We start from the raw sequence: 19,574 nt of genomic DNA, 5'->3' as shown, positions 1-19,574 counted from the left end.
ATGATGCGGTCATGAAGGACGCACACCGGCAGCGACTGCGCGAGGCGGGCGTCCGGGCGGAGGCGGTCGACGCCCAGGTCTGGGCGCTGGCCACCGACGGCGTCCCGCAGTGGTGGCACGACTGCGACAACGCCCTGTACCTCGCCGACGGTGCGTACCTGCCGGCCCGGGTGCTCGAGCAGCTCATGTTGTTCCCGATGCGCGACGTCGTCGTGGCCGTGGGCTCGCCCATGGAGCACCTGGCGTCGCTGCTGGTCGGTGGCGACCGCGCCACGGTGTTCGTCGGCGAACGGGTCGTGCTGACCGCGGGGGAGATCTACTGCGGTGCCGACTCGCAGGTCGTGCTCCACGGTCCCGTCGTGGCGACGCGTCAGCCGGTGGTCGACGCCCGCAACGGCGGGTCGATCGTCGTCGAGGGTGACCAGCTGTGGGCGGCCGACGTCTACGTCGCGACCGACGACATGCACCGGCTCACCGACGTCGCGACCGGCGACCGCATCAACCCGTTCGGCGCGCACGTGCGGATCGGCCGCCACGTCTGGCTGTGCCGCGAGGCCGTCGTGACGGGCCACGTGGAGATCGGCGAGGACGCCTGCGTCGGGATGCGCAGCCTCGTGCGCGGGCAGAAGGTGCCGGCCGGCACGGTCGTCGCCGGGGTGCCGGCGCGGGTCGTCCGCGAGGGCACGACGTGGAGCTTCGAGGACGCGCCGTAGGCACGTGGCCGGGCCCACACCGGAACGTCTCGCATCGTGAACGGCGGTCCGGGTCGTGGTCAGGGCGTTCCTAGGCTGGGCACACCGGGCGATCCCCGGACTACCTGGCGGAGTCGAGACCCGGCTCCCGTGAACGAAGGAACGCCCGCATGACCATGCACTCCGACCAGCTCGTCGACGCACCCGAGAGCCGCAAGGGCCTCCTCGCGGTGGTCGTCATCGTGGTGATCGCCCTCCTTGCCGGCGGGTACTTCTTCCTCTTCCGCGGCAACGGTGACGCCATCAGGATCGGCGTCGTCGGCGCGAGCGACCCCTACTGGTCCACCTTCGAGGAGACCGCGGCCGACGAGGGGATCGAGGTCGAGATCGTCGACTTCACCGACTACACGCAGCTCAACCCCGCCCTCAGCGCCGGCGAGCTGGACCTCAACCAGTTCCAGCACCTCGTCTACCTCGCCGACTACAACGTCGCGGGCGGCGACGACCTCACGCCGGTCGGCTCGACCGCGATCTACCCGCTGGCGCTGTACTCCAAGCAGTACGACTCGATCGACCAGATCCCGGACGGGGCGCAGGTCGTGGTTCCCGACGACGCGAGCAACCAGGCACGCGGGCTGAACATCCTCCAGCAGGCCGGCCTGATCGAGCTCAGCGACGGCGGCACGATCTTCTCCGACACCTCGGACATCGACACCGCGGCGTCGCGCGTCGAGGTCACGCAGGCCGGAGCCGACTTCACGGCCACGAGCCTCGACGACGTCGCCGCGGCGATCGTCAACAACGACTTCGTCGAGAAGGCCGGTCTGGACTTCGACGGCGCGCTCGCGACCGACGACCCGGCCGACCCGCTCGCGGCGCCCTACGTCAACGTGTTCGTCGCCCGCGGCGAGGACAAGGACAACGCGGACTACCGGAGGCTCGTCGAGCTCTTCCAGGACACCCAGGCCGTGACCGACGGCGTGCTCGAGGTCTCCGGCGGCACCGCGGTGCTGCTCAAGACGCCGCCCGCGGACCTGGCGAAGCTGCTCCAGGACACCGAGAAGGTCGTCCGGGACCACCAGTAGCCAGGTCTTCATCGTGCGGACCGGAAGGAAGACCATGGCCCTGATCGAGCTCGACGGCGTCTCCGTGACGTTCCCACCCCGCGGTCGTCGGGGTGAGCCCGTGCGCGCCGTGCAGGACGTGTCGCTGTCGGTCGAGGCTGGCGAGATCGTCGGCATCGTCGGGTACTCCGGCGCCGGCAAGTCGACCCTGCTGCGCGTCGTCAACGCCCTGGAGAAGGCCACGACCGGCCGGGTCGTGGTCGACGGCGTCGACCTGACGACCCTGCCCGAGCGTGAGCTCAACCGCGTGCGCCGGGGGATCGGGATGATCTTCCAGCAGTTCAACCTCTTCACGTCGCGCACGGTCTACGGCAACATCGCCTACCCGCTCGAGATCGCGGGGCGCTCCAAGCAGGAGCAGCGCGAACGCGTCTCGGAGCTGCTGCACTTCGTGGGCCTGCTCGACCAGGCCCTGGCCTACCCGGAGCAGCTGTCGGGCGGCCAGAAGCAGCGTGTCGGCATCGCCCGCGCGCTCGCCGCCGGGCCGGCGATCCTGCTGGCCGACGAGGCCACCAGCGCCCTCGACCCCGAGACGACCGTCGAGGTGCTCGACCTGCTGAAGCGGATCAACACCGAGCTCGGCGTCACGGTGCTCGTCATCACGCACGAGATGGAGGTCGTCAAGACCATCGCCGACCGCATCGTCGTGATGGAGGAGGGGCGCATCGTGGAGTCCGACTCTGCGTTCCGGATCTTCTCCGCCCCCCAGCACCCCGCGACCCGGCGCTTCGTGCGCACGATCGTCGACGACGTCCCGGAGGACCACGACCTCGAGCAGCTGCGGCGCCGCCATCCGGGCCGCCTCGTCACGCTGTCGTTCCGCGAGGACGCCACGACGCAGTCGCAGGTGTTCGGCGAGATCATCCGTGCCGGGGTCGAGCTCGAGCTCGTCCACGGCGGCGTCGAGGACGTCCGCGGCCGCAGCTTCGGACATCTGACGCTGGAGCTGCGCGGTGACCGTGCGGCGGTCGACGCGGTCGTGGCCCGGGTCGGGGAGCTGGTCCCGCTGACGGACCTCGGCACGGGCGAGGCGGTGGCCTGATGGGCGGCGTGCTCGACGGACTGCGCGACTACTTCGCGCCGGTCATCGACCTCCAGAGCCAGTTCGTCTCGGCCTTCGGCGAGACCCTGTTCCTCGCGGGCACGGGCCTGGTCCTCGGCGGGTTCCTCGGCCTCGTGATCGGCACGACCCTCTACGTGACCCGCGCCGGTGGCATCGCCCCCAGCGGGGTCGTCAGCGTCGTGCTCAACGTGCTGGTCAACTTCTTCCGGCCGATCCCGTTCATCCTGCTCGCGGTCGCGCTGCAGCCGTTCTCGCGGGCGATCGGCGTCGACGGGATCGGGACCGGCCACGCGGTCGTCGCGATCGTGTTCGGTTCGGCGTTCGGCGTCGGTCGCATCGTGGAGCAGAACCTCGTCGGCGTCGACCCGGGGGTGCTCGAGGCGGCTCGGTCGATGGGGGCCTCGCGGTGGCAGGTCGTTCGCACGGTGCTCCTGCCGGAGGCATTCGGTCCACTGATCCTCGGCTTCACGTTCGCCCTCGTGGCGATCGTCGACATGACGGCGATCGTCGGCACGATCGGGGCCGGCGGACTCGGCCAGCTCGCGCTCACCGAGGGGTACCGCCAGTTCGAGCCGGTCGTCACCTGGACCGCCCTGGTCATCGTGATCCTGATCGTCCAGGTGGGCCAGTTCGCCGGCAACGCCCTGGCGCGCCGGGTCCTGCGTCGCTGACGAGCCGATGGGGCGGTGAGTGTTCCACCTCCTGGGCGGCGGTGGGGTGGACCACTCACCGCCCACTCCGGTACGCCGGGGCGGGCCCGACGTCGAGGCGTGACCCGTGTCACACGCCGGAGTACCCTTCGGGCATGGGACGCAGCAATGACCTCGCGGTGCCACCCGGTGCCGACGCGGAGCAGCTCGCCCGCTACCTCGCACGGGCGCACGACGCGTTCGTGTCGACGGGGCTGGCTGATCCCGCCCTGCGCACCTTGGTCCACGACTCGTGGCGACGCAGCCTCGCGGGCGGGATCGACCCCGAGTACTCCTTGGCCTCGATCGTGCTCGACGACGACCGACTGGCTGAGATCCGTGCGTCCCACCCGCTCGCGATCGCAATGCCCGTGATCCGGCAGCTGCTCGTGGAGTCCGCGGCCGAGGCCGGCCACCTCGTCGCCGTCAGCGACGCGGTCGGCCAGCTGCTGTGGGTCGAGGGCTCCCACGACCTCAGGGCCCGCGCCGAGGGCATGCACTTCCTGCCGGGTGCCGACTGGAGCGAGGCCAGTGCGGGCACCAACGCCCCGGGCACCGCGCTGGCCCTCGACAAGCCGGTCCAGATCTTCGGTCCCGAGCACCTCTCGCGCAACGTCACGCCCTGGTCGTGCTCAGCCGCGCCCATCCACGACCCCGACACCGGTGCGGTCCTGGGCGTGCTCGACCTCACCGGCACCGCCGAGGTCGCCACGGTGCAGAGCCTGTCGCTCGTGCGTGCCACGGTCGCCGCGGTCGAGGCCGAGCTCCGCATTCACCGGCTCAGCCCGCCGACGCCCAGCCCGTCCGTCGCTGGGTCCGGGTGGACCGTGCCGACGCTCGAGGTCCTGGGGGCCCGGGGCGCCACGTTCCGGCACGGCACCACGATGTCGCGCCTGGGCCTGCGGCACAGCGAGCTGCTCCTGCTCCTGACCGAGCGCCCCGACGGCTGGCGGGCGGGCGAGCTCGCGGTGGCCCTGAGCGACGACGAACAGGCCGACGTCACGATCCGCGCCGAGATCTCCCGGCTGCGCAGCGTGCTCGGTCCGGTCGCGCTGGCCTCGCGCCCCTACCGTCTGGAGAACGCCGTGGCCACCGACGTCGCCACGGTGCGCCGCGAGCTGGCCGAGGGGCGACTGCGGCAGGCGGTGGCGGCCTACCGGGGCCCGGTCCTGCCCGAGTCGACGGCCCCGGCGGTCGTCGAGCTACGTGAGGCGCTCCACCTGCGCGTGCGCTCGTCGCTGCTCACCAGCGACGATGCCGACGCGATCCTCACGTTCGCCGACACCGCGCACGGCCGTGACGACTTCGAGGTGTGGGAGCACGCGCTCGACATCCTGCCGGTCTCCTCGCCCCGGTACGCCCAGGTCGAGACCCACGTCGCCCGTCTCGACGACGCCCAGAGCTGATCGCACGGAACGACCACAGCGCACGGACCCATGCGGTGCCGGGCGCTCCTCGTGGGCTGACCGACTCCCGAGGCGTGGGGGGCGCAAGATTTGCGCTCGGATGTGCGGTTTCCGCCGGCTGGTTCTGCACAACTCGGCGCAAATCTGGGTCAGGCGGCTGGCTCAGGCGAACGGCAGCGCCGCGGGCCCCGGGCGGGTGCGGACGTCGCGCAGGCGGTCGATCTCGTGGCCCTCCTCGCAGACGAGCGCGACGTGGGCTCGCGCCCCGCACCCGCGGTGCTCGACCTCGACCGCGGGGCCGTCGGGGCCCGACAGGTGCGCCCCGCCCCAGTCGGCCAGGGCGACCATGACCGGCTGGAGGTCGAAGCCGCGAGCCGTCAGGCGGTACTCGTGGCGCTCGCGGTCCCCGGGCTCGCGGTAGGCCACGCGCGCGACGATGCCGTGCTCCACGAGCAGCGCGAGCCGGTTGCTGAGCACGGCTCGCGACAGTCCGCTGTGGTGCTGCATCAGGTCGAAACGGCGCACCCCGTTGAAGATCTCGCGCAGGACGATGACGGTGCCGGACTCGCCGAGGATGTCCATGGCGCGGCCGATCGGACAGTTCGCGACCGACCACGCGAGGGCGGGGGGCGTGCTCATGGACCCATCCTAAGTCTGTTTGACAGACCCAGACCAGTCCGCCACGCTGGGTTCGTGACCCAGACCCAGAACGCGCCCGTCGATCCCGCCGCCATGACGGGGTACGAGCAGCTCATGGCCATGCGCGACGGCCTGGTCCCGCCCGCACCCATCTCGGCGCTGGTCGGCCTGATCGACTTCGACGGTGAGGTCGGCGCCATGCGCGTCGCCCTGGTGCCGGAGCAGCGGCACTACAACCCGCTGGGCACGGTGCACGGTGGCGTCATCTCGACCCTGCTCGACACCGCGGCCGGCTGCTCGGTGCACTCGACGCTCGCGGCGGGGGAGGGCTACACCTCGCTCGACCTCACGGTGAAGTTCCTGCGGGCCGTGACGGCCGAGACCGGTCGGATCGAGGCCCACGGCAAGGTCCTGCAGCGGGGTCGCCGCACGGCGCTCGCCGAGGCCCAGATCCTCGACGGGCAGGGTCGACTCCTCGCGCACGCGACGTCGTCCTGCCTGATCTTCTCCTAGGGCGTGCAGCTCCTTCGTCTGCGCCCGGACGCCTGCCTCGCCCGCGGCTCGGCCCGCCCGGCCACCCGACGGCCGGGGTGGTCCCTCGACGGCTGACCTGCGGCGCAACGTTGGGGCAACCCGGGGGCAACGACCGTGTGACTAGCGTCACGTCACGTCATGCCGTCCGGAAACGGGGCGGCGACCCCGACCCCGAATGGAGTGGTCCACATGGCCGTCTACGCCCAGCCCGGCACCGAAGGCAGTGTCGTCAGCTACAAGTCCCGGTACGACAACTGGATCGGCGGCGAGTACGTCGCCCCGGTCAAGGGCCAGTACTTCGAGAACGTCTCGCCGGTCAACGGCAAGGTGTTCTGCGAGATCGCCCGCGGCACCGCCGAGGACATCGAGCTCGCCCTCGACGCCGCGCACGCCGCGGCTCCCGCGTGGGGCAAGACGTCCGTCGCCGAACGGGCGGTGATCCTCAACAAGATCGCCGACCGCATGGAGGAGAACCTCGAGATGCTCGCCGTCGGCGAGACGTGGGACAACGGCAAGCCGGTGCGCGAGACCATGGCGGCCGACCTGCCGCTGGCGGTCGACCACTTCCGCTACTTCGCCGGCGCCATCCGGGCCCAGGAGGGCCACCTGTCGCAGATCGACGAGGACACGGTCGCCTACCACTTCCAGGAGCCGCTGGGCGTCGTCGGCCAGATCATCCCCTGGAACTTCCCGATCCTGATGGCCGTCTGGAAGCTCGCTCCTGCGCTGGCCGCCGGCAACGCCGTCGTGCTGAAGCCGGCCGAGCAGACCCCGGCCTCGATCATGCTGCTGATGGAGCTCGTCGCCGACCTGCTGCCGCCGGGCGTCCTGAACGTCGTCAACGGCTTCGGCGCGGAGGCCGGCGCGCCGCTCGCGTCGAGCAGCCGCATCCGCAAGATCGCCTTCACGGGGGAGACCACGACCGGCCGCCTGATCATGCAGATGGCCAGCCAGAACCTGATCCCCGTGACCCTCGAGCTCGGCGGCAAGTCGCCCAACGTCTTCTTCGAGGACGTCTCGCGCGAGGACGACGCGTTCTACGACAAGGCGCTCGAGGGCTTCACGATGTTCGCGCTCAACCAGGGCGAGGTCTGCACCTGCCCGAGCCGCGCGCTGATCCAGAACTCGATCCTCGAGCAGTTCCTGCCGGCCGCGACCGAGCGCACCAAGCTCATCAAGCAGGGCAACCCGCTCGACACCGACACGATGATCGGCGCCCAGGCCAGCAACGACCAGCTCGAGAAGATCCTCAGCTACTTCGAGATCGGCGTGCAGGAGGGGGCCCGCATCATCACCGGTGGTGAGCGCGTCGACCTCGGCGGCGACCTGTCGGGCGGCTACTACGTCGCCCCGACGATCTTCCAGGGCCACAACAAGATGCGGGTGTTCCAGGAGGAGATCTTCGGTCCGGTCGTGTCGGTCACGGGCTTCGACGACTACGACGACGCCATGAGCATCGCCAACGACACGCTCTACGGCCTCGGCGCCGGGGTGTGGTCGCGCGACACGAACACCGCCTACCGCGCGGGGCGCGACATCCAGGCCGGACGGGTGTGGACGAACAGCTACCACGCCTACCCGGCGCACGCGGCGTTCGGCGGCTACAAGTCGTCGGGCATCGGTCGGGAGAACCACCTGATGATGCTCGACCACTACCAGCAGACCAAGAACCTGCTGGTCAGTTACTCGAACAACGCCCAGGGCTTCTTCTGAGCCGGCGCCCCTGAGCTGGTGCACCCCGGCCCCCGGCCGGGGTGCACCTCTTTTCCTCGACCCGACCGACACCAGGAGCCGTGATGACCGTGGATCGCATCGCCATGACCGACGAGGCCGCCGACCTCCTACGTGAGCTCCGCACGTCGCACGGCAAGCCGTTGATGTTCCACCAGTCGGGCGGTTGCTGCGACGGCTCCGCCCCGATGTGCTTCACGCAGGGCTTCTACATCGTGGGCCCGACCGACGTGCACCTCGGCGACCTCGACATCGGCCCGGAGCCGGAGATCGACCCCGCCGGGATCGTGCCGGTGCACATCTCGCGCGAGCAGTTCAACTACTGGTCGCACACTCACATCACGATCGATGTCGTGCCGGGGCGGGGTGCCGGATTCTCGATCGAGGGGCCCACGGGCCAGCGGTTCATCATCCGCTCGCGCATCTTCACCGAGGAGGAGGCCGAGCTGATGGCCGGGGAGCCCGCCCGGTAACCCGCTGTTACGCTGCTGCGAATCGGGTCTCGTCGTCGTACGGTCGGGACATGTCTGGTGGAACAGGTGGCAACCTCGTGGGCGATGTCGGGTACAAGCTGAAGGTCCTGCGACAGATCGGACTGCTCAAGGTCCAGCCGCCGCACCGCCTCATCAAGGCCGGCATCAAGCTCGCGACGTGGGGCCCCGGCTTCCCGTCCGCGGCCGGTGCCGCCGCCGCCCGGTTCCCGAACCAGCTCGCGATCATCGACGACGCCGGTGAGATCACGTGGCAGGAGCTGTACGACGAGGTCAACCGCGCCACCGCGGCGCTGGCGACCAAGGGCATCGGCGCCGGCGACTCGGTCGCCCTGCTGTGCCGCAACCACCGCCACATGGTCGTGGCGATGATCGCCCTGATGCAGCGTGGCGCGAAGGTGCTGCTGCTCAACACGATGGCCAGCTCCAACCAGCTCGGCGAGCTGACCCGTCGCGAGGGTGCCGGTCTGGCGATCGTCGACCAGGAGTTCCTCGCCGTGGCGTCCGAGCTCGACCAGGACCAGATCCTCGTGGCGTGGGAGGACGACGACACCCACGGGCTCCCGACCCTCGCGAAGCTGGCCGCCGCGGAGTCGTCGAAGCCGCACAAGAAGCCCGAGCGCCCCGGTGGCATCGTGATCTTCACCTCCGGCACCACGGGCCTGCCCAAGGGCGCCAACCGCAAGGAGCCGGAGAACCTCGATCCGCTCATGACGTTCTTCGGGGCCATCCCGTACTCGGGCAACTCCACCGTCGTCCTGGCGGCTCCGCTGTTCCACTCGTGGGGCCTTTTGAACTTCGGTTTCGGCCTCTCGACGGTCCCCACCTACGTCCTGCGTCGCAAGTTCAAGCCCGAGCAGGTACTCGCCGACATCGACCAGTACCAGGCCGACGTCCTGGTCGTCGTGCCGCTCATGATGCAGCGCCTGGTCGACGCCTCCTCGGCGGCGGTCGAGAAGAGCGACGTCTCGAGCCTCAAGATCACGGCGAGCAGCGGTTCGGCGCTCGCGGGCGACCTGGCGAACCACTTCATGGACATGTTCACCGACTCGGTCTACAACTTCTACGGCGCGACCGAGACCGGATGGGTCTCGATCGCGGCCCCGGAGGACCTCCGGGCCGCTCCGGGCACGGCGGGCCGGGTCCCGTGGCGCACGATCGTCAAGATCCTCGACACCGACGGCAAGGAAGTCCCCCAGGGTGAGACCGGGGTCATCTACGTCGGCAACGAGATGCAGTTCGGTGGCTACACCGACGGCAACTCCAAGTCGTTCGCCGACGGCCTGATGCACTCCGGCGACCTCGGCTACTTCGACGAGGCCGGACGCCTCTTCGTGGCGGGCCGCGACGACGACATGATCATCTCCGGCGGCGAGAACGTGTTCCCGCGCGAGCTCGAGGACGCGCTGATCGAGCACCCGGCCATCACCGACGTCGTCGTCACCGGAATTCCCGACAAGGACTGGGGCCACTGCCTGGCGGCCTACGTCGTCGTGAAGGACGGGGAGTCCCTGGACCTCGACACGGTCGTGGCCTACGCCAAGGAGCGGGTGGCCAGGTTCGCGGTGCCCCGCAAGGTGAAGTTCCTCGACGAGCTGCCGCGCAACCCCACCGGCAAGGTCATGAAGCGCGAGCTGCCCGACTTCGACTGAGCCGTCGCGGCGGGCCGCCCGCCCCTGCGTGTGGCACGCTGAGGCCGTGAAGTTCGAGTACGCACCCGACGTCGACGGGGCCCCTGATCCGGGCGAGGTCGTCTGGACGTGGGTGGCCTACGAGGACGACCCGACGCAGGGCAAGGACCGCCCGGTCCTGCTCGTGGGCCGCGAGGGTGACGTCCTTCTCGGGCTCGCCCTCACGAGCAAGGACCACGACCGCGACCACGAGCAGGAGGCGCGCGCGGGCCGTCACTGGCTCGACCTCGGCACCGGCTCGTGGGACTCCCGCGGCCGGCCGAGCGAGGTGCGCCTCGACCGCCTGCTCCGCGTCGATCCCGACCGGGTCCGCCGCGAGGGCGCAGTGCTCGACGAGCCGCGCTTCGCGACGGTCGTGCGAGCCGCCCGCGAGCACCTCGACGCCGCATGAGCACGCGCCGATGAGCGACGAGCCCAGCACTCACGGTCCGACGATCGGTCGGTTCGACGCGTTCCAGCGCCGGCACCGCGTGCTCGGACTCCCGCTCGCGGTCATCTACAAGTACTTCGACGACCAGGGGCCGTACCTCGCCGCGATCATCGCCTACTACGCCTTCTTCGCGATCTTTCCGATCCTGCTGATCGGCACCTCGGTGCTCGGGTTCTTCCTGCAGGGTGATCCGGCGCTGCGCGACCGCCTGCTCGAGACGGCGCTGAGCCAGTTCCCCATCGTGGGCGACCAGCTGGGGCGTCCCGAAGGCCTGAGCGGCAGCTCGGTGGCGATCGTGATCGGCGTGGTCACGGCGCTGTACGGCGCGATCAACCTCGGTCAGGCCGTGCAGAACGCCGCGAACATCGCGTGGGCCGTGCCGCGCAACAGCCGTGCCAACCCGTTCCTGCAGCGCTTCCGCAGCCTGATCTTCCTCGCGATCGGTGGCCTCGGGATCCTCACGATCGCGATCGCGAGCTCGGTGCTCGCGAACCTCGACAACATCGGCACGTCCTGGGGCGACGGCCTCAACCGTGTCTTCGGCTGGGTGGGCTTCGCCCTGACCGTGCTCTTCTTCATGATGATCTTCCACCTGATCAGCGGCAGCCGGGCCTCGTGGCGCCGGGTCCTGCCCGGAGCCATCGTCACGTCACTGCTGTGGCAGCTGCTGCAGATCCTCGGCCAGGTGTACGTCTCCGGCGTCATCAACCGGGCGAGCCAGATGAACGGCACGTTCGCCCTGGTGCTCGGGCTGATGGGCTTCATCTTCCTGGCCGCGCTGATGGTCGTGATCGGGCTGGAGAGCATGGTGGTGGTCGCGCGACACCTGTACCCGCGCGCGCTGCTGACCCCCTTCACCGACAACGTCGTCCTCACCGACGCGGACCAGCGGGCCTACATCAGCTACGCCAAGATGCAGCGGCACAAGGGCTTCCAGACGATCGAGGCACGGTTCGAGGACACCTCGGAGCAGCCGGCCGTGATCGCCCCGGAACCGGCCCCCTCGGAGCGATCGCCACACTGACGTCCGAGCGACGGCACGGTGCGCTCCGCGGCACCCACTACAGTGGTGAGTCGCACGGTTCCGACGACGAGAGGGATGACATGCCCACGGGCAAGGTGAGGTGGTTCGACGCCGCCAAGGGTTTCGGCTTCCTGTCGTCGGACGAGGGTGAGGACGTCTACGTCCACTCCGACGCGCTCCCGGCGGGTGTCGACACGCTCAAGCCGGGCCAGCGGGTCGAGTTCGGCATCGCCCAGGGTCGCCGGGGCGACCAGGCCCTGCAGCTGCGACTCGTCGAGACCGCCGCGCCGGGCCGCAAGCAGGTCCAGGCCAAGCGCAAGGACCCCGAGCAGATGGTCGTCATCGTCGAGGACCTCATCCGCATGCTCGACGACCTGGGGGAGGGGTACCGGCACGGTCGCCACCCCGATGCCCGCAAGGCCAAGCCGGTGGCCCAGGTGCTGCGCGCGCTCGCGGGCGAGCTCGACCCCAGCTGAGCTGGGCGGCCGGGTCTCCCTGACCCGAGTCGACGAGGACCGCGCCGTCTCGTACTGCGTCTTCTCGTACTGCGTCTTCTAGGACTGTGCCATCAGTACTGGGGCTCCGGGTCGCCGCGGTCGACCTCGACCGCGCGACGGGGCCCTTGGCGCAGCTTGGTCACGACGAAGGCCAACCAGGCCAGTCCGATGCCGGCCACCACGAGCAGGCCGACGTTGACGCTCGCCTCGATCGTGAACAGGCCGATGCCGATCAGGCCCCCGATGACCCAGCTCAGCTGGATCAAGGTCTCGGACCGCGCGAACATCGAGGTGCGGACCCGCTCGGGGACGTCGCGCTGGATCAGCGCGTCGAGGCTGAGCTTGCCGAGCGATTGGCACAGGCCGGCCGTCAGGCCGAGCACGATCGCGGTGACCCAGCTCAGGGTGAGTGAGACGACGGCCAGCACCGCGGTGTCGACGATCAGCACGAAGATCACGATCGCCTCGGGCGCGCGGGTCCGCAGCGCGTTGCCGAGCAGCACGCCGATCGTGCTGCCGGCACCCGCGGCGCCGATCACCAGGCCCAGGAGGATCGTGGCGTTGCCGTTCCACCCCAGGGACTCCGGCGGCTCGCGCAGCACGAAGGCCATGAAGATCGTCAGGAAGCCGGTGATGAGCCGCAGGCCGGCGTTGCAGCGCAGCGCGTTGACGACACCGCGCGGCGCGAGGACGCCCTTGACCCCGTTCGCGGCGGTGAGGTCGATCTTGTCCTCGCCGTCGCTGGAGTCGACGCGGGTCGGCAGCAGCACCGCGAGCACGGTGCCGACGACGAAGATCACGAACGCGTACCGGAGCGACCACTCGGCGCCGAAGTAGGCGGCGCCGACCGCGAGCGGCGCGGAGATCGCGCCGGCCGCGGTCCCCGTGAGGGAGATGCGGGAGTTCGCCTTGACCAGGGTCAGCTGGTCGGGCAGCAGGCGCGGGACGGCGGAGGCGCGGGTGATGCCGTAGGCCTTGGACGACACCAGGCACAGCAGGGCCGCGATGAAGAACGTGGCGGACTGCTCGGCCACGGCACCGGCCAGGACCCAGCAGCTGAAGGCACGGACCGCGAGCGTGGCCCCGATGGCCCACCGGCGCCCGCGCTGGAACTTGTCGAGGAAGGGGCCGATGAGGGGGGCGACGACGGCGAACGGCAGCATCGTCAGGACCAGGAAGAGGGCGACCTGCCCCGTGGCCTCGTCGGTCGGGGCGGTGAAGAACACCGTGCCGGCCAGCGAGATCGCGACGGCTGCGTCGCCCGCGGTGTTGAAGGCGTGCAGCTCGAGCAGCCGTGAGAGACCCGTCTCGCCGGCGCCCGAGGAGTGGGTGAAGCGGCGGGCGCGGATGAAGGCCCACCGGCTGCCGCCCGCGACGGCCCGACCCGTGCCGCGCACGGCCTTGACGGCGGGACTCGGCCCCTGGGGCTCGGCATCGCGCACGTCCTGGCGAGCCGGGTCGTGCGGCCGGTCCCAGGACGAGTCGTGGGCGTACGGATGGTGCTCAGGGCGGTCGTGCGGGGGTGGTGCGGGCTGCGAACGGCCGTCGTCGTCACCCAGGGCACCCATGGCACCCATCCTGCCTCACCCGTGTCACCTGCGTGTGGTGGCATGAGGGACAATCGTGACCATGTCCGTCGAGCAGATGTTGCAGTCCTGCGATGCCTTCGCCCGCACCGTCGTGGCCGAGGTCGCCGGCGGCGACGCCGTCGGCGAGCACCTGCGGGCCGAGGTCGACGGCGACGGCCTCGTGTCGCACGTCTTCGAGGCGCTGCAGCCCGGGTACCGCGGCTGGGCCTGGGTCGTGTCGCTCACGGCCGTCGCCGCGGACGCGGACCCCACCGTCAACGACGTCGTGCTCATCCCCGACGTCGACGCGATCGTCGCGCCCCCGTGGACCCCGTACCGCGACCGCGTCCGTCCCGGTGACCTCGGTCCCGGCGACGTGCTGCCGCCCGAGCCGGACGACCTCCGGCTGGTCCCGGCCTGGTCCGGGGGCGACTCCGACACCGAGGTCGAGGGCGGCGGCGACCGGCTCGAGGCCAAGGAGCTGGCCGGCGGGCGCAGCCTGGTGCTCTCGCTCGAGGGCCGCGACATGGCCGCGCAGCGGTGGCACGACGGCCATGGCGGTCCGCACGTGGCCATCGCCCAGCAGGCGGCGGGCACGTGTCGCACGTGTGGCTTCCGCGTCGGCCTCGTGGGCGGTCTGGCCGATCGCTTCGGGGTCTGCGCCAACGGCATGGCCAACGACGACGGCCGTGTCGTCGACCTCGAGCACGGGTGCGGTGCCCACTCCGGGGTCAAGCTCAGCCGGGCGACCGCGGTCAAGGAGCTCCCGGACCCCTACTTCGACACCCTGACGAACGACGTCGTCGCGCGCCCCGAGCCGCGGCCCGACGTCGAGGAGCAGCTCGCGGTGGAGTCGACCGATGTGGAGTCGACGGGGGCAGGGTCGACGGAGGCGGGGTCCGCGCAGGCAGAGGCGACCGAGCCAGCGCCGACCGACGCCGACCCGTCGGCCGAGCCCGTGGTTCCGGAGGAGTCCGTGGCGCCGGATGCGGCCGAGGACGTCGCGACCGTGGCCGCGGAGGCCGACCCGGGCTCCGGCGACACCGACGCCTCCTGAGAGCACCATCACCCGTCCCTCGGCAGGACGGGTGAGCCGGTCGGCTGTATAGTTGCATCGTGCAACAACAGACTTCCTCCGTCGAGCTGACCCATCGCGAGATCCTGCAGGTCCTGGTCGGGCTGCTGGCTGGCATGTTCACGGCGCTCATCAGCTCCACGATCGTGTCCAACGCGCTGCCCACGATCATCGCCGACCTGAACGGCTCGCAGACCCAGTACACGTGGGTCGTCACGTCGTCGCTGCTCGCGATGACCGTGTCGATGCCGATCTGGGGCAAGCTCTCCGACCTGGTCAACAAGAAGACGCTCGTCCAGATCGCGCTCGTGACGTTCGTGATCGGCTCGATCCTGGCCGGCGCCGCGCAGAGCGTGCCGTGGCTGATCGCCTGCCGCGTCCTCCAGGGCCTCGCGATGGGCGGCCTGATCGCCACGTCGCAGTCGATCATCGGATCGATCATCCCGCCGCGGCAGCGCGGCCGGTACAGCGGCTACATGGGCGCCACGATGGCCGTCGCGACCGTCAGCGGGCCCCTGCTCGGCGGCGTCATCGTCGACACGCCGGGACTCGGCTGGCGCTGGTGCTTCTACGTCTGCGTGCCGCTGGCCGTCATGAGCCTGGTCGTGCTGCACCGCCAGCTCCACCTGCCGACGATCCGTCGCAAGGTGCGCCTGGACCTCGGCGGTGCGGTGCTCATCACGACCGCGGCCTCGCTGCCGCTCATCTGGGTCACGTTCGCCGGCACTTCCTTCGCCTGGATCTCGACCGAGACCGCGCTGTTCCTGGGCGTGACGCTCCTCGCCGCCGTGCTCGTGGTCGTCGTCGAGACCCGGCACCCGGAGCCGCTGCTGCCGATCGCCGTCGTGCGGGAGCGCACCACGGCCCTCGCGATCGTCGGCAGCATCGCCGTGGGCATGTCGATGTTCGGTGGATCGGTCTTCCTCGGCCAGTACTTCCAGATCGCCGGTGGGCACTCGGCCGCCTACGCCGGCGTGCTGAGCATCCCGCTGATGACCGGCTCCCTCGTGGGCACGGTGCTGAGCGGACAGCTCATCACCCGCTACGGCCGGTGGAAGCGCTTCCTCGTGGCGGGCTCGAGCCTGCTCGTCGTGGGTCTGGCCATGCTGTCCACCGTCGACCACACCACCCCGGAGTGGCACGCCATGACGTCGATGGCCGTGATGGGGCTCGGCATGGGCATGCTGCTGCAGAACTACGTGCTGGCGGTGCAGAACACGGTCTCGGTCTCGACGGTCGGCGCCGCGAGTGCCACGGTCGCGTTCTTCCGCTCCTTCGGCGGCGCGGTCGGCGTCTCGGTGCTGGGCGCGATCCTGGCGCACGACGTGAAGACGAGCGTCACCGACCAGCTCGCGAGCCAGGGCGTCTCGGGCCCGTCCGCCGGAAGTGGATCGCTGCTCGACCTGGACGCGCTCCCGGCGCCGGTCGCCGGCATCGTGCGCGCCGCCTACGGCGACGCCACGGGCCACATCTTCGCGATCGCTGCCGTGGTCGCGGTGGTCAGCCTCGTCGCGGCGCTGTTCATCAAGGAGATCCCGCTGCGCACCACGATCGACCGCGCCCCGGAGGAGAAGGCCGACGACGAGGTCGACGAGATCTCGGTGCCGGTGGGCTGACCGTCCACGGTGGCGCGGGACAAGCGGCCACGGACCACTGCGGAGGAGTGGCTGTGGTGGCCGCGCGTCGCCGTCTGGACCGAGGACGATGCATCGGGGTTGTCGGGGCTGCCCGATCGCATCATCGTCAGTCGCTCGAGGACGAAGGATGAGGCATGTCGGTCGCCAGGACAGCCCGATTGCATCGACGCTGCCCCGGCCACGGCTGTTGGTCCGTGGCCGCCTGTCCGGTCCGACCGAGGCGGTCATCTGACGAGTGGTTTCGAGGCTCACGCCCTGGCGGGCGTTCACGCCTCAACCAGCGGTTGGCTTTCACTACGCCTTGCGGCGGCCGGGGCGGCGGGCGAGGGCGTTGCGCCGGCGGCGGCAGTACTCGATGCCGATGCAGCCCAGCCCGAACCCGGCGATCGCGGTCCAGAACCACCAGTCGTCGCCCTGCTCGCGCAGCGTGCCGAGGAACGGCAGGAGGGCGAACGCGGCAACGGCCCACAGGATCGTGCCGACGACCATGGTGCGGACGCCGTCGACGTCCATCGGCTCGACCTCGGCCACCTTGTGGGTCGTGCGGCCGATCTCGAGCTCGACGATGTCGGGGCGGCCCAGCTCGTGGCGTCGGGCAGCGCGCTCGAGGCGCTCGCGCTCACGGTGCCCGAGCTTGCGCTCGATCGTCTCGGGACCGTCCCCGGGAACCACCTGGCCGTCGTCGCTCACGTGGCCCACCCTACTCGTGAGGCTCCGGGCGCCGGGTGCGCCGGCCCTGCCTGTCATGCTGGTGGACGATGAATCCCCGCCACCGCAGACTGCTCATCCCCGGTCTGCTGATCATGCTGCTCGCCGTGGTCCTGCTCGCCTCCCTGGTCGGTCGTGCCGGCGCCACGACCGCGTCCCAGGCCCCGGGCGAGGCCACCGTCGCGTGCACCGTCGACGACCCCCGCATCGACGAGCAGAGCGGTCTGGCCGTCAGCGCCGCCGACCCCGCCACCGCCTACGTGATCAACGACTCCGGCAGCGACCCCGAGGTCTACGCGCTCGACCTCGCGACGTGCGACGTCGTCGGTGTGACGCAGATCGAGGACGTCCCGTGGCGCGACCCCGAGGCCCTCGCCCTCGGCGGCGACGGCACCCTGTGGATCGCCGACACGGGCGACAACGACGCGGTCCGCGACGATGCGATGCTCTACTCGCTGCCCGAGCCGGGGCGTGGCGACGGGCGGGTGACGCCGGACGTGCACCCGATCGCGTTCGAGACCGGAAGCGAGGACGTCGAGGCGCTCCTGGTCGATCCCGCCGGCTCGGCGACGTGGGTCGTCACGAAGGGCTGGCTCGGCGGTGAGGTGCTCGCGCTCCCGGGCGACCTGCCCACGGACGCGGTGAGCACCGCGACCCCCACCGGGGTCGAGGTGCCGATCCTCGTGACCGATGCGTCGATGACGCCCGACGGCCACTACGCGGTCGTCCGCACCTACCTCGACGCCACGGTCTACGACGTGCGCGACGACTTCGCGAAGGTCGGCACGCTGACCCTGCCCACGCAGCCGCAGGGCGAGACGATCGCCGTCGAGCCCGCGGGCACGAGCGTCCTCGTCGGCTCCGAGGGCGTCGGCGAGCCGCTGTACCGCCTCCCGCTCGTGACGCCGGAGGCCGTGGAGCCGGCCGAGGACGCACCGATCGCCCCGGACGCCGACGAGATCGACGCGGCCTTCGGCCCGTTCGGCGCGGCGACCCTCCCGGTGCTGCTCGGCGCGACGTTCGTGTGCCTCCTGGCCGGGTCGCTTCTCCTCCTCCGGCGCCGTCGGCGATGATGCTGTGCGGCGCCGAGGTGGCGTCGCACCTGCGTTACCTGAGGAGCAGCATGGCCACGGCGGTTGACGACTACTTCAAGATCTCCCAGCGGGGTTCGAGCGTGGCCCGGGAGGTGCGCGGTGGGGTCGTCACCTTCCTGACGATGGCGTACATCATCGTGCTGAACCCCATCGTTCTCGCGGGCGTCGCCGACGTCGACGGCAACTACCTCGGTGGCGGGTCCGAGCCCGGCTCGGGCTTCGCGACGATCGCGGCGTGCACCGCCCTGATCGCGGGCCTGCTGTCGATCGCGATGGGCGCCGTCGCCAACTTCCCGCTCGCGATCGCGGCCGGACTCGGCCTCAACGCGTTCGTCGCCTACTCGGTGGCCTCGCAGATGACGTGGGCCGACGCCATGGGTCTGGTGGTGCTGGAAGGCCTCATCATCCTGGTGCTCGTGCTGACCGGGTTCCGCAAGGCCGTGTTCGACGCCGTGCCGACCCAGCTCAAGACCGCCATCGCGGTCGGGATCGGTCTGTTCATCACCCTGATCGGTCTGGTCGACGCCGGCTTCGTCCGCACGACGGGCATCCCAGCGCCCCCGATCGGCCTTGGCATCGGCAACACGCTGTCGGGCTGGCCCGTGCTGGTCTTCTGCGTCACCCTGCTCGTGATGTTCGCCCTGCATGCGCGTCGCGTCCCCGGCGCGATCCTGATCGGCATCGTGTTCGGCACGGTGCTCGCCGGCATCGTGCAGGCCGTCACCGACACCCCCGGCGGTGGCGGCGACCCCACGTCGAAGGGGTGGAACCTCAACGTCCCGTCCTGGCCCGACACGATCTTCGAGGTGCCGGACTTCAGCCTGCTGGGCAACTTCAACCTGCTCGGCGGCTTCGACCGCGTCGGGGTCGTGGCCGCGTTCCTGCTGGTGTTCTCGCTCCTGCTCGCCGACTTCTTCGACACGATGGGCACCATGACGGCCGTGGGCGCGGAGGCCGGGCTCAACGACGACGAAGGCACCCCGCCCAACGCGCAGCGCATCCTGATCGTCGACTCCGTCGCCGCTGCGGCAGGCGGCGCGGCGGCCGTCTCGAGCAACACCTCGTACATCGAGTCGGCCTCCGGCGTCGGGGACGGCGCCCGCACCGGCCTCGCATCGATCGTGACGGGTGCGCTCTTCCTCCTGTCGACGCTGGCCGCGCCGCTCGTCCAGCACATCCCGAGCGAGGCGGCCGTTCCGGCGCTCGTCCTCGTGGGCTTCCTGATGATGACCCAGGTCAGCGGCATCGACTGGGACGACGTCGAGATCGCTCTGCCGGCGTTCCTGACGATCGCCCTGATGCCGTTCACGTACTCGATCACAGTCGGTATCGGCGCCGGGTTCGTCACCTACGTGCTGCTGAAGGTCGTGCGGGGCAAGGTGGCCCAGCTGCACCCCCTGATGTGGATCGTGGCGGCGCTGTTCGTCGTGTACTTCGCGATCGACCCGATCACCCGCTGGCTCACCTGACGTCTACGTTGG

General features: G+C 70.6%; 19 protein-coding genes. 16 read left to right on the top strand and 3 right to left on the bottom strand.

All coding sequences use genetic code 11. The features are described 5' to 3' along the window. The first annotated feature begins 11 nt into the window (after positions 1–11). From V6S66_RS13615 to V6S66_RS13595, 5 genes are all read left to right on the top strand, one after another. Positions 12–713, top strand: a complete 702-nt coding sequence (locus tag V6S66_RS13615) for an acyltransferase (RefSeq protein ID WP_334207336.1) — start codon at positions 12–14, stop codon at positions 711–713. A 149-nt stretch (positions 714–862) separates the two neighbouring features. Further along, complete coding sequence (locus V6S66_RS13610; RefSeq protein ID WP_334207335.1) at positions 863–1,777, top strand: MetQ/NlpA family ABC transporter substrate-binding protein; 915 nt, start codon at positions 863–865, stop codon at positions 1,775–1,777. A gap of 34 nt (positions 1,778–1,811) precedes the next feature. Next, positions 1,812–2,858 carry a methionine ABC transporter ATP-binding protein gene (locus V6S66_RS13605; protein ID WP_334207334.1) on the top strand — a complete coding sequence of 349 codons (1,047 nt, stop codon included), beginning with the start codon at positions 1,812–1,814 and terminating at the stop codon, positions 2,856–2,858. A gap of 20 nt (positions 2,859–2,878) precedes the next feature. Continuing rightward, positions 2,879–3,550 carry a methionine ABC transporter permease gene (locus tag V6S66_RS13600; protein WP_442885950.1) on the top strand — a complete coding sequence of 224 codons (672 nt, stop codon included), beginning with the start codon at positions 2,879–2,881 and terminating at the stop codon, positions 3,548–3,550. A gap of 134 nt (positions 3,551–3,684) precedes the next feature. After that, positions 3,685–4,974 carry a GAF domain-containing protein gene (locus V6S66_RS13595; RefSeq protein WP_334207332.1) on the top strand — a complete coding sequence of 430 codons (1,290 nt, stop codon included), beginning with the start codon at positions 3,685–3,687 and terminating at the stop codon, positions 4,972–4,974. Positions 4,975–5,136: 162 nt separating this feature from the next. On the opposite strand, the gene V6S66_RS13590 is transcribed toward V6S66_RS13595, so the two are convergent. After that, positions 5,137–5,613, bottom strand: a complete 477-nt coding sequence (locus V6S66_RS13590; RefSeq protein ID WP_334207331.1) for a winged helix-turn-helix transcriptional regulator — start codon at positions 5,611–5,613, stop codon at positions 5,137–5,139. Between the two features lie 54 nt (positions 5,614–5,667). On the opposite strand from V6S66_RS13590, the gene V6S66_RS13585 reads away from it, so the two are divergent. The 7 genes from V6S66_RS13585 to V6S66_RS13555 all read left to right on the top strand — a co-directional run bounded on the left by V6S66_RS13585 (position 5,668) and on the right by V6S66_RS13555 (position 11,990). Next, on the top strand, positions 5,668–6,126 hold the full coding sequence (locus V6S66_RS13585; protein WP_334207330.1) for a PaaI family thioesterase: 459 nt from the start codon (positions 5,668–5,670) through the stop codon (positions 6,124–6,126). A gap of 210 nt (positions 6,127–6,336) precedes the next feature. Beyond that, positions 6,337–7,860 (top strand): aldehyde dehydrogenase, encoded by a 1,524-nt coding sequence (gene adh / locus V6S66_RS13580; protein ID WP_334207329.1) that lies wholly within the window; start codon positions 6,337–6,339, stop codon positions 7,858–7,860. Between the two features lie 83 nt (positions 7,861–7,943). Further along, positions 7,944–8,351, top strand: coding sequence for a DUF779 domain-containing protein (locus V6S66_RS13575; protein WP_334207328.1), 408 nt, complete (start codon positions 7,944–7,946; stop codon positions 8,349–8,351). A 50-nt stretch (positions 8,352–8,401) separates the two neighbouring features. Continuing rightward, positions 8,402–10,021, top strand: coding sequence for an AMP-binding protein (locus tag V6S66_RS13570; protein ID WP_334207327.1), 1,620 nt, complete (start codon positions 8,402–8,404; stop codon positions 10,019–10,021). A gap of 46 nt (positions 10,022–10,067) precedes the next feature. Then, a complete protein-coding gene (locus V6S66_RS13565) occupies positions 10,068–10,451 on the top strand; it encodes a type II toxin-antitoxin system PemK/MazF family toxin (RefSeq protein ID WP_334207326.1) in 384 nt (127 codons plus the stop codon). 10 nt (positions 10,452–10,461) lie between these two features. Then, positions 10,462–11,514: a YihY/virulence factor BrkB family protein gene (locus V6S66_RS13560; protein ID WP_334207325.1), complete on the top strand. Its 1,053-nt coding sequence runs from the start codon at positions 10,462–10,464 to the stop codon at positions 11,512–11,514. A gap of 80 nt (positions 11,515–11,594) precedes the next feature. Continuing rightward, positions 11,595–11,990 carry a cold-shock protein gene (locus V6S66_RS13555; RefSeq protein ID WP_334207324.1) on the top strand — a complete coding sequence of 132 codons (396 nt, stop codon included), beginning with the start codon at positions 11,595–11,597 and terminating at the stop codon, positions 11,988–11,990. A 92-nt stretch (positions 11,991–12,082) separates the two neighbouring features. Here the strand turns inward: V6S66_RS13555 and V6S66_RS13550 are convergent, their stop codons facing one another. Then, on the bottom strand, positions 12,083–13,579 hold the full coding sequence (locus V6S66_RS13550; RefSeq protein ID WP_334207323.1) for an MFS transporter: 1,497 nt from the start codon (positions 13,577–13,579) through the stop codon (positions 12,083–12,085). A 61-nt stretch (positions 13,580–13,640) separates the two neighbouring features. Here V6S66_RS13550 and V6S66_RS13545 point away from each other — a divergent pair, with 61 nt between their 5' ends. Next, on the top strand, positions 13,641–14,636 hold the full coding sequence (locus tag V6S66_RS13545; protein ID WP_334207322.1) for a DUF3027 domain-containing protein: 996 nt from the start codon (positions 13,641–13,643) through the stop codon (positions 14,634–14,636). 59 nt (positions 14,637–14,695) lie between these two features. After that, a complete protein-coding gene (locus tag V6S66_RS13540) occupies positions 14,696–16,270 on the top strand; it encodes an MDR family MFS transporter (RefSeq protein ID WP_334207321.1) in 1,575 nt (524 codons plus the stop codon). A gap of 315 nt (positions 16,271–16,585) precedes the next feature. Here V6S66_RS13540 and V6S66_RS13535 read toward each other — a convergent pair whose 3' ends face one another. Then, positions 16,586–16,981 carry a DUF2530 domain-containing protein gene (locus tag V6S66_RS13535; RefSeq protein ID WP_334207320.1) on the bottom strand — a complete coding sequence of 132 codons (396 nt, stop codon included), beginning with the start codon at positions 16,979–16,981 and terminating at the stop codon, positions 16,586–16,588. Positions 16,982–17,049: 68 nt separating this feature from the next. Here V6S66_RS13535 and V6S66_RS13530 point away from each other — a divergent pair, with 68 nt between their 5' ends. After that, the gene (locus tag V6S66_RS13530; protein ID WP_334207319.1) at positions 17,050–18,072 is read left to right on the top strand and encodes an esterase-like activity of phytase family protein; all 1,023 of its coding nucleotides are present in this window, start codon (positions 17,050–17,052) and stop codon (positions 18,070–18,072) included. A 50-nt stretch (positions 18,073–18,122) separates the two neighbouring features. Then, the gene (locus tag V6S66_RS13525; RefSeq protein ID WP_334207318.1) at positions 18,123–19,562 is read left to right on the top strand and encodes an NCS2 family permease; all 1,440 of its coding nucleotides are present in this window, start codon (positions 18,123–18,125) and stop codon (positions 19,560–19,562) included. Positions 19,563–19,574: the final 12 nt, after the last annotated feature.

This window comes from Aeromicrobium sp. Sec7.5 (genome assembly GCF_036867135.1).
Classification (GTDB): domain Bacteria; phylum Actinomycetota; class Actinomycetes; order Propionibacteriales; family Nocardioidaceae; genus Aeromicrobium.
This window is presented reverse-complemented; position numbering and strand designations above follow the sequence as displayed.

What these genes read in the sequence shown, in the direction of transcription:
- V6S66_RS13570 (WP_334207327.1), top strand. Translation starts at nt 8,402, where the DNA reads ATGTCTGGTGGAACAGGTGGCAACCTCGTGGGCGATGTCGGGTACAAG.
- V6S66_RS13560 (WP_334207325.1), top strand. Translation starts at nt 10,462, where the DNA reads ATGAGCGACGAGCCCAGCACTCACGGTCCGACGATCGGTCGGTTCGAC.
- V6S66_RS13530 (WP_334207319.1), top strand. Translation starts at nt 17,050, where the DNA reads ATGAATCCCCGCCACCGCAGACTGCTCATCCCCGGTCTGCTGATCATG.
- V6S66_RS13550 (WP_334207323.1), bottom strand. Translation starts at nt 13,579, where the DNA reads ATGGGTGCCCTGGGTGACGACGACGGCCGTTCGCAGCCCGCACCACCC.
- V6S66_RS13545 (WP_334207322.1), top strand. Translation starts at nt 13,641, where the DNA reads ATGTCCGTCGAGCAGATGTTGCAGTCCTGCGATGCCTTCGCCCGCACC.
- V6S66_RS13615 (WP_334207336.1), top strand. Translation starts at nt 12, where the DNA reads ATGAAGGACGCACACCGGCAGCGACTGCGCGAGGCGGGCGTCCGGGCG.
- V6S66_RS13605 (WP_334207334.1), top strand. Translation starts at nt 1,812, where the DNA reads ATGGCCCTGATCGAGCTCGACGGCGTCTCCGTGACGTTCCCACCCCGC.
- V6S66_RS13525 (WP_334207318.1), top strand. Translation starts at nt 18,123, where the DNA reads ATGGCCACGGCGGTTGACGACTACTTCAAGATCTCCCAGCGGGGTTCG.
- V6S66_RS13595 (WP_334207332.1), top strand. Translation starts at nt 3,685, where the DNA reads ATGGGACGCAGCAATGACCTCGCGGTGCCACCCGGTGCCGACGCGGAG.
- V6S66_RS13590 (WP_334207331.1), bottom strand. Translation starts at nt 5,613, where the DNA reads ATGAGCACGCCCCCCGCCCTCGCGTGGTCGGTCGCGAACTGTCCGATC.
- V6S66_RS13575 (WP_334207328.1), top strand. Translation starts at nt 7,944, where the DNA reads ATGACCGTGGATCGCATCGCCATGACCGACGAGGCCGCCGACCTCCTA.
- V6S66_RS13555 (WP_334207324.1), top strand. Translation starts at nt 11,595, where the DNA reads ATGCCCACGGGCAAGGTGAGGTGGTTCGACGCCGCCAAGGGTTTCGGC.
- V6S66_RS13610 (WP_334207335.1), top strand. Translation starts at nt 863, where the DNA reads ATGACCATGCACTCCGACCAGCTCGTCGACGCACCCGAGAGCCGCAAG.
- adh (WP_334207329.1), top strand. Translation starts at nt 6,337, where the DNA reads ATGGCCGTCTACGCCCAGCCCGGCACCGAAGGCAGTGTCGTCAGCTAC.